Here is a 7928-nt window from a genome sequence, read left to right on the forward strand (position 1 = left end):
CAAGATGACCGTGGTGCAGGCGCTGAGCGACGACGGCGAGACCCGCGGCCGCAGCCTGGCGGCGATGCGCCGGGCCCGCGAGCGCGAGCGCCTGGCAATGCAGAGCCAGAACCAGGAGAAGATCGCCCGCGAGGTGGTCGTCCCCGAGGTCATCACCGTGCAGGAGCTGGCCAACCGCATGGCCGAGCGCGGCGGCGACGTCGTCAAGTCGCTGATGCGCATGGGCGTGATGGCCACCATCACCCAGTCGATCGACGCCGACACCGCCGAGCTGGTGGTGGCGGAGTTCGGCCACAAGGTGAAGCGCGTGGCCGAATCCGACGTCGAGATCGGCCTGCGCGGCGACGAGGACACGGCGGAGAACCTGCAGCCGCGGCCCCCGGTCGTCACCATCATGGGCCATGTCGACCACGGCAAGACCTCGCTGCTGGACGCGCTGCGGCACACCAATGTCGTGTCGGGCGAGGCCGGCGGCATCACCCAGCACATCGGCGCCTACCAGGTGCAGGTCGAATCCGGCCAGCGCGTCACCTTCATCGACACGCCGGGTCACGCCGCCTTCACCGAGATGCGCGCCCGCGGCGCCAACACCACCGACATCGTCGTGCTGGTGGTGGCCGCCAATGACGGCGTCATGCCGCAGACGATCGAGGCCATCCGCCACGCCCGCGCGGCGGAGGTGCCGATCATCGTCGCCATCAACAAGATCGACCTCCCGGACGCGAAGCCGGAGCGCGTGCGCACCGAGCTGCTGCAGCACGAGATCGTGGTCGAGGAGATGGGCGGCGAGACCCTCGACGTCCCGGTCTCGGCCAAGACCGGCCAGGGCCTGGACAAGCTGGTCGAGGCGATCCTGCTGCAGGCCGAGGTGCTGGACCTCAAGGCCAACCCGGACCGCCCGGCCGAGGGCACCGTGGTCGAGGCCAAGCTGGAGCGCGGCCGCGGCTCGGTCGCGACCGTCCTGGTCCAGCGCGGCACGCTGAAGGTCGGCGACATCTTCGTCACCGGCGGCGAATGGGGCCGCGTGCGCGCCCTGCTCGACGACCGCGGCCAGACCCTGAAGGCGGCCGGGCCGGCCCAGCCGGTCGAGGTGCTCGGCCTCAACGGCACGCCGCTCGCCGGCGACGACTTCGTGGTCGTCGACAGCGAGAGCCGGGCCCGCGAGATCACCGAGTTCCGCAACCGCAAGCGGCGCGAGGCGTCCCACGTCGCCACCGCGCGCGGCTCGCTCGAGCAGATGTTCGAGAAGATCCGCGAGGGCGAGGCGAAGGAGCTGCCGGTCATCATCAAGGGTGACGTGCAGGGTTCGGTCGAAGCCATCGCCGGTTCGCTGGAGAAGGCCGCGGGCGACAATGTCGAGGTGAAGGTCCGGGTGCTGCACTCCGCGGTCGGCGCCATCACCGAGAGCGACGTCACCTTGGCCGCTTCGACCGGCGCGATGCTGATCGGCTTCAACGTCCGCGCCAACCCGCAGGCGCGGGAGATGGCCAAGCGCGACGGTGTGGAGATCCGCTACTACTCGATCATCTACAACGTGATCGACGACGTGAAGGCGGCCCTGACCGGCCTGCTGGCGCCGAAGATGCGCGAGAACTACATCGGCAACGCCGAGATCCGCGAGGTCTTCAACATCACCAAGGTCGGCAAGGTCGCCGGCTGCATGATCACCAACGGCGTGGTCAAGCGCGGCGCCGGCGTCCGCCTGCTGCGCGACAACGTCGTGATCCACGAGGGCACGCTGAAGACCCTGAAGCGCTTCAAGGACGAAGTCCGCGAGGTGCGCGAGGGCTACGAATGCGGCATGGCCTTCGAGAATTACGACGACATCCGCGCCGGCGACGTGATCGAGTGCTTCGAGCTGGTCGAGGAGGTCCGCGCGCTCTAACGCCCGGCCCCTCCTGCCCCAGCGCCGCCGGCCTCCGGGCCTGACGGCAGTTCCTTCCCCGGTCCGGCCGGGCGGCATTCCCGCCCGCCGGACCGGCGCCGTTTCGAGTACAGACCATGCGACACACCCCTGCCAACGGCCCGAGCCAACGCCAGCTGCGCGTCGGCGAGGAGCTGCGCCACGCTTTGGCCGCCATCCTGATGCGCGACGAGCTGCACGACCCGGATCTGGCCGGCGTGTCGATCACTGTCTCGGAGGTCCGGCCCAGCCCGGACATGAAGCACGCCACCGTCTTCGTCACCACGCTGAACGGCGCCGGGATGGACACGGTGCTGCCGGCGCTGCGCCGCGCCGCGCCCTTCCTGCGCGGCCAAGTGGCCCGGGCGGTGCGGCTGCGCTACACGCCGCAGCTGAGCTTCCAGGCCGACACCAGCTTCGACTACGCCCAGAAGATCAACACCCTGATGCACCAGGACCAGGTCGCCCGCGACTTGTCGGACAAGGACGACGACGAGGATACGGATCGCGGCGATGGCGCGTAGGAAGCGCGGCCGCCCGGTGCATGGCTGGGTGGTGGTCGACAAGCCGGTCGGCGTCACCTCGACCCAGGTGGTCGGCCGCATCCGCCGGGTCTTCGACGCCGAGAAGGCGGGCCATGCCGGCACGCTGGACCCGCTGGCCAGCGGCATCCTGCCGATCGCGCTGGGCGAGGCGACCAAGACCGTGCCCTACGCCATGGACGGCGAGAAAACCTACCGCTTCACCGTGCGCTGGGGCGAGGCGCGCGACACCGACGACGCCGAAGGCCGGGTCACTGCGACCAGCGATGTCCGGCCCGGCCCGGACGCCATCGCCGCGATCGTGCCCCGCTTCATCGGCGAGATCAGCCAGGTGCCGCCGGCCTTCTCCGCCATCAAGGTCGATGGCGAGCGGTCCTACGACCTGGCCCGCGCCGGCGAGGCGGTGCCGCTGGCGCCGCGGCTGATCCGGATCGACGATCTGCGCCTGGCCGAGATCCCGGACCGCGACCACGCCACCTTCGACGTGCAGTCCGGCAAGGGCGCCTATATGCGCGGCCTGGCCCGAGACATCGCGCTGGCCCTCGGCACGGTGGGACACATCGTCGCATTGCGCCGGACCGCGGTCGGCCCCTTCGGTCTTGACGACGCGGTTCCCTTGGAGCATATCGACGCGCTAGCCAAGCAGCCGGGGGCCGAGCAATCGGCCCTCGACGGCATTCTGCTTCCGGTCGAGACCCCGCTGGACGACATCCCGGCGGTGGCCCTGACGGAAGCCGAAGCGCAACGGATGCGGCACGGCCAGTCGGTCGCGCTGCTTCGGCGCTCGGATCGGGAGCGGATCGCCGCCCTCGATCTCGATCCGGACAACCCGGACGCTATCGTTCTGGCCTTCTGCGGGGACGCCCCCGTGGCCCTGGCCCGTATCGACGGCGGCGAGATCCGGCCGGTGCGCATCCTCAACCTCTGATTCAGGAGACCACGATGTCGATTACGCCGGAGCGCAAGCAGGAAGTCATTGGCACCTATGCCCCGAAGGCCGGGGACACCGGTTCGCCGGAGGTGCAGGTCGCGATCCTGTCCGAGCGCATCGCCAACCTGACCGAACACCTGAAGACCCATTCGAAGGACTTCCACAGCCGTCGGGGTCTTCTGATCATGGTCGGCCGCCGCCGCCGCCTGCTCGACTATCTCAAGCGCAAGAACGCCGCGCGCTACGAGGACATCGTCAAGCGTCTCGGCCTGCGTCGCTAACAACCGCATGCACCCTCCTTTCCATGTCATTCCTGCGAAAGCGGGAATCTCCATCCAGCTTGGATGTAACGAGATCCCCGCTTTCGCGGGGATGACGGCAGAGAGAGGGTTTCTGGCTTCGTGACATCGGCGCCGCCGGCCCCCCAGCCGGCGGCGCTTGTCGTATTTCGCCCCCGGGCCCGGCGTGGAGCGGCCCGACCCCGATAGGCCCGTAGCGGCGCGGGGTGTCCGATGAAGGAAAACGCGATGTTCAACATCTATCGCAAAGAGATCAACTGGGGCGGCCGCAAGCTGGTCCTCGAGACGGGCAAGATCGCCCGCCAGGCCGATGGCGCCGTGCTCGTCACCTATGGCGAAAGCGTCGTGCTCTGCACCGCGGTCGGGTCGAAGCAGAAGTCGAAGTTCGACTTCTTCCCGCTGACCGTGAACTACCAGGAGAAGGCGTTCGCCGCCGGCAAGATCCCGGGCGGCTTCTTCAAGCGCGAAGGCCGCCCGTCCGAGAACGAGACGCTGGTCAGCCGCCTGATCGACCGCCCGATCCGCCCTCTGTTCCACCCGAGCTACCGCAACGAGACCCAGGTCGTCGCCACGGTGCTGAGCCACGATCTGGAGAATGATCCGGACATCGCGGCGATGATCGGCGCCTCGGCCGCGCTGACCATCTCCGGCATCCCGTTCCTGGGCCCGATCGGCGCCGCCCGTGTCGGCTACATCGACGGCCAGTACGTGCTGAACCCGACCTTGGAGCAGACCAAGGAGAGCGCGCTCGACCTCGTCGTCGCCGGCACCGAGGAAGGCGTGCTGATGGTCGAGTCCGAGGCGCAGGAGCTGACCGAGGAGGTCATGCTCGGCGCCGTCGCTTTCGGCCATGCCGCCGCCAAGCAGGTGATCCAGGCGATCATCGAGCTGGCCGAGATGTGCGCCAAGGAGCCCTGGGCCCTGGGCGAGGAGCCGGCCGAGGTCGCCTCCGTCAAGGCCAAGTTCCAGGCCGTCGCCGGTGAGCTGCGCGACGCCTACAAGATCGTCCGCAAGCAGGACCGCTACGCCGCGGTCGACGCGGTCAAGGAGAAGGCCCTGGCCCTGCTCGAGGGCAACGAGGCCGAGCTGGCCGTCGGCCCGGGCGTGTTCAAGGATTTCGAGAGCGACATCGTCCGCGGCAACATCCTGGACACCGGCCTGCGCATCGACGGCCGCGACACCAAGACGGTCCGCCCGATCGTCGCCGAGGTCGGCGTGCTGAAGCGGGCCCATGGCTCGGCCCTGTTCACCCGCGGCGAGACCCAGGCGCTGGTGGTCACCACCCTGGGCACCGGCCAGGACGAGCAGATCATCGACGCGCTCGAAGGCGAGTACCGCGAGAACTTCATGCTGCACTACAACTTCCCGCCCTATTCGGTCGGTGAAGCGGGGCGCATGGGCAGCCCGGGCCGCCGCGAGATCGGCCACGGCAAGCTGGCCTGGCGCGCGGTGCACCCGATCCTGCCGACCAAGGAGCAGTTCCCCTACACCATCCGCGTGGTGTCGGAGATCACCGAGTCGAACGGCTCCTCCTCGATGGCCACGGTCTGCGGCTCGTCGCTGGCGCTGATGGATGCCGGCGTGCCGCTGTCCAGCCCGGTGGCCGGCATCGCCATGGGCCTGATCAAGGAGGGCGACCGCTTCGCCGTCCTGACCGACATCCTGGGCGACGAGGACCATCTCGGCGACATGGACTTCAAGGTGGCCGGCACCGAGCGCGGCGTCACCAGCCTGCAGATGGACATCAAGATCACCTCGATCACCGAGGAGATCATGAAGATCGCGCTGGAGCAGGCGCGCGAGGGCCGCGTCCACATCCTGGGCGAGATGTCCAAGGCCCTGTCGGCCGCCCGCGGCGAGGTCAACAAGAACGCGCCGCGCATCACCACCTTCTCGATCCCGAAGGACAAGATCCGCGAAGTGATCGGCACGGGCGGCAAGGTGATCCGCGAGATCACCGAGACCACCGGCGCCAAGATCGACATCGAGGACGACGGCACCATCAAGGTGGCGGCGGTCGACGAGGCGGCGGCCGAGGCGGCGATCAACTGGATCAAGGGCATCGTCGCCGAGCCCGAGGTCGGCAAGGTCTATAACGGCAAGGTGGTGAAGACCGTCGATTTCGGCGCCTTCGTCAACTTCCTGGGCAGCCGCGACGGCCTGGTCCACATCTCGGAGATGCGGCCCGGCCGCGTCGCCAAGGTGGCGGACGTCGTCAAGATGGGCGACGAGGTCAAGGTCAAGGTCCTGGGCTTCGACGACCGCGGCAAGATCAAGCTGTCGATGAAGTTCATCGACCAGCAGACCGGCGCCGAGCTGCCGCGCGAAGAGGCGCAGCGCCAGAACGACGCTGCCAACTGAGATCGGCGGAACCCCCTCCTTGTCATTGTCGGGCTTGACCCGGCAATGACAAGGAGGTGTCGACAATCTCTGGATGCCCGGGTCAAGCCCGGGCATGACAGATCAAAGCAGGGGGCAGCCTGTCTGGGCTGCCCCTTCTTTATCGCTGCCTCTGCTACGCCGGCCGGGTGAACCCCGCCGTGTCCAGCGGCAGCTTGCGCACCCGCTTGCCGGTGGCGGCGAACACGGCGTTGCACAGCGCCGGGATCACCGGCGGCAGGGCCGGCTCGCCCAAGCCGGTCGGCGGGAAGTCGCTGGCCACGAAGTCGACCGCGATGTCCGGCGTGCCGGGGATGCGCGGCAGCGGATAGGTGTCGAAGTTCTCCTGCTCGATCCGCCCGGCGGCCAGCGTGATCGACAGGCCGCCCAGCGCCTGGCCCAGACCGTCGATCACCGATCCGCGCACCTGGTTCTCCGCCCCCGACGGGTTGACGATGTGGCTGCCGATGTCGCCGGCCACCCAGACCCGCGGCACCCGCACCGTGCCGTCCTGCGCCACCGCCGCCTCCACCACCTCGGCGAAATAGCCGAGATGGCAGAAGTAGAAGGCGAAGCCCTTGGCGCTGCCGGCCGCGGTCGGCTTCAGCGGCCAGTTCGACATGGCCAGCACCTTCTCGATCACGCCGCGGGCCCGGCCGGTGTGGAACTGCGCCGACGACCCCTGCCGTGCCGGCAGCAGCCGCGGCTCGCCCAAGAGGCCGAGCAGCAGGGTCGGCAGGTCGGTGCCAGCCGCCTGCGCCACCTCGTCCAGGAAGGACTGGTAGGCCCAGGCCAGGCCGTTCGACCGCGGCGCCCGCATCGGCCCGGTCGGCACCACGCTGTCGATGCCGGACTGGGCGAAGAGCAGGTTCGGCGTCATCAGCGCCGGCAGCTCCTGGAAGTCGAAATCGCCGCCCGACACCGGCTTGCCGCCCCGGGTCAGGGTGACGAAATGCGCGGCGAAGGCGGTGGGCTTGCCGGCCGTATCGAAGCCGGCGGTGAAGCGGTGCCAGCCGGCCGGGCGGTAGAAGTCGTGCTGGATGTCCTCGGCCCGGGTCCACACCAGCTTGACCGGCGTGCCCGGCACCTGCCGGGCGATGGCCGAGGCCTGCACCACATAATCGTTCATCAGCCGCCGGCCGAAGCCGCCGCCGATGCGCGGCATGTGCATGGTGATCTGCTCCGGCTTCAGCCCCAGCGCGTCGGCCACCAGGCCGCGGCCGCGCTCCGGCATCTGGGTCGGCGCCCACAGCTCCAGCGTGCCGTCCTCCTGCCACAGGGCGGTGCAGTTCTGCGGCTCCAGCGGCGCATGCGACAGGTAGGGATAGGCATAATCGGCCGTGATCCGCTTCGCCGCCCCGGCCAGCGCGCCCTCGACATCGCCGGCGCGGAACAGCTCCGACTGCGGCGTGCCGTCGAACAGGGCCTTCGCCTGCGTATTGTAGCCGTCGGTGCTCTGCGCCGCGCCCGGCCCCTCGTCCCACTGGGCGTTCAGCGCCTGCCGCGCCTGGTTGGCCAGCCACCAGTTGGTGGCCAGGATCGCCACGCCGTCGACCAGGCTTTCCGCCCGGTTGTTGCCCTTGACAGCGAACACCTGGCGTACGCCCGGCTTGCCGCGCACGGCGTCGAGATCGGCCGATTTCAGCGTGCCGCCGAACACCGGGCAGCGCTCGAACACCGCGTACAGCATGCCGGGCAGCCGGGTGTCGATGCCGAAGATCGGCTCGCCCCGCACCACGCGCGGGCTGTCGCAGCCGCCGGTCGGCCGGCCGATGATGCGGAAGTCCGCCGGATCCTTCAGCCGGACCGTCGCCGGGTCGGGCATCGGCAGCGCCGCAGCCTCCGCCGCCACCTCGCCATAGCCGAGGGAGCGC

Annotated in this window: 6 protein-coding genes; 5 read left to right on the forward strand and 1 reads right to left on the reverse strand. The window is 69.5% G+C overall.

The features are described from left to right. The 5 genes from infB to pnp form a co-directional block, all read left to right on the forward strand. The coding region (gene infB, locus P409_RS19980; protein WP_034842339.1) for a translation initiation factor IF-2 at positions 1-1885 on the forward strand (1885 nt) is incomplete at its 5' end. Positions 1886-2001: 116 nt separating this feature from the next. After that, the gene (rbfA, locus tag P409_RS19985) at positions 2002-2427 is read left to right on the forward strand and encodes a 30S ribosome-binding factor RbfA (protein WP_034842344.1); all 426 of its coding nucleotides are present in this window, start codon (positions 2002-2004) and stop codon (positions 2425-2427) included. Further along, positions 2417-3373 (forward strand): tRNA pseudouridine(55) synthase TruB, encoded by a 957-nt coding sequence (gene truB / locus P409_RS19990; protein ID WP_034842347.1) that lies wholly within the window; start codon positions 2417-2419, stop codon positions 3371-3373. Before rbfA ends, truB begins: the two co-directional genes overlap by 11 nt. A 14-nt stretch (positions 3374-3387) precedes the next feature. Next, a complete protein-coding gene (gene rpsO / locus P409_RS19995; RefSeq protein ID WP_034842350.1) occupies positions 3388-3657 on the forward strand; it encodes a 30S ribosomal protein S15 in 270 nt (89 codons plus the stop codon). A 231-nt stretch (positions 3658-3888) separates the two neighbouring features. Then, positions 3889-6036, forward strand: coding sequence for a polyribonucleotide nucleotidyltransferase (gene pnp / locus P409_RS20000; RefSeq protein WP_034842352.1), 2148 nt, complete (start codon positions 3889-3891; stop codon positions 6034-6036). Between the two features lie 154 nt (positions 6037-6190). Here pnp and P409_RS20005 read toward each other — a convergent pair. After that, the coding region (locus P409_RS20005; protein ID WP_034842354.1) for a xanthine dehydrogenase family protein molybdopterin-binding subunit at positions 6191-7928 on the reverse strand (1738 nt) is incomplete at its 5' end.

The organism is Inquilinus limosus MP06 (genome assembly GCF_000767795.1).
Lineage (GTDB): Bacteria > Pseudomonadota > Alphaproteobacteria > DSM-16000 > Inquilinaceae > Inquilinus > Inquilinus limosus_E.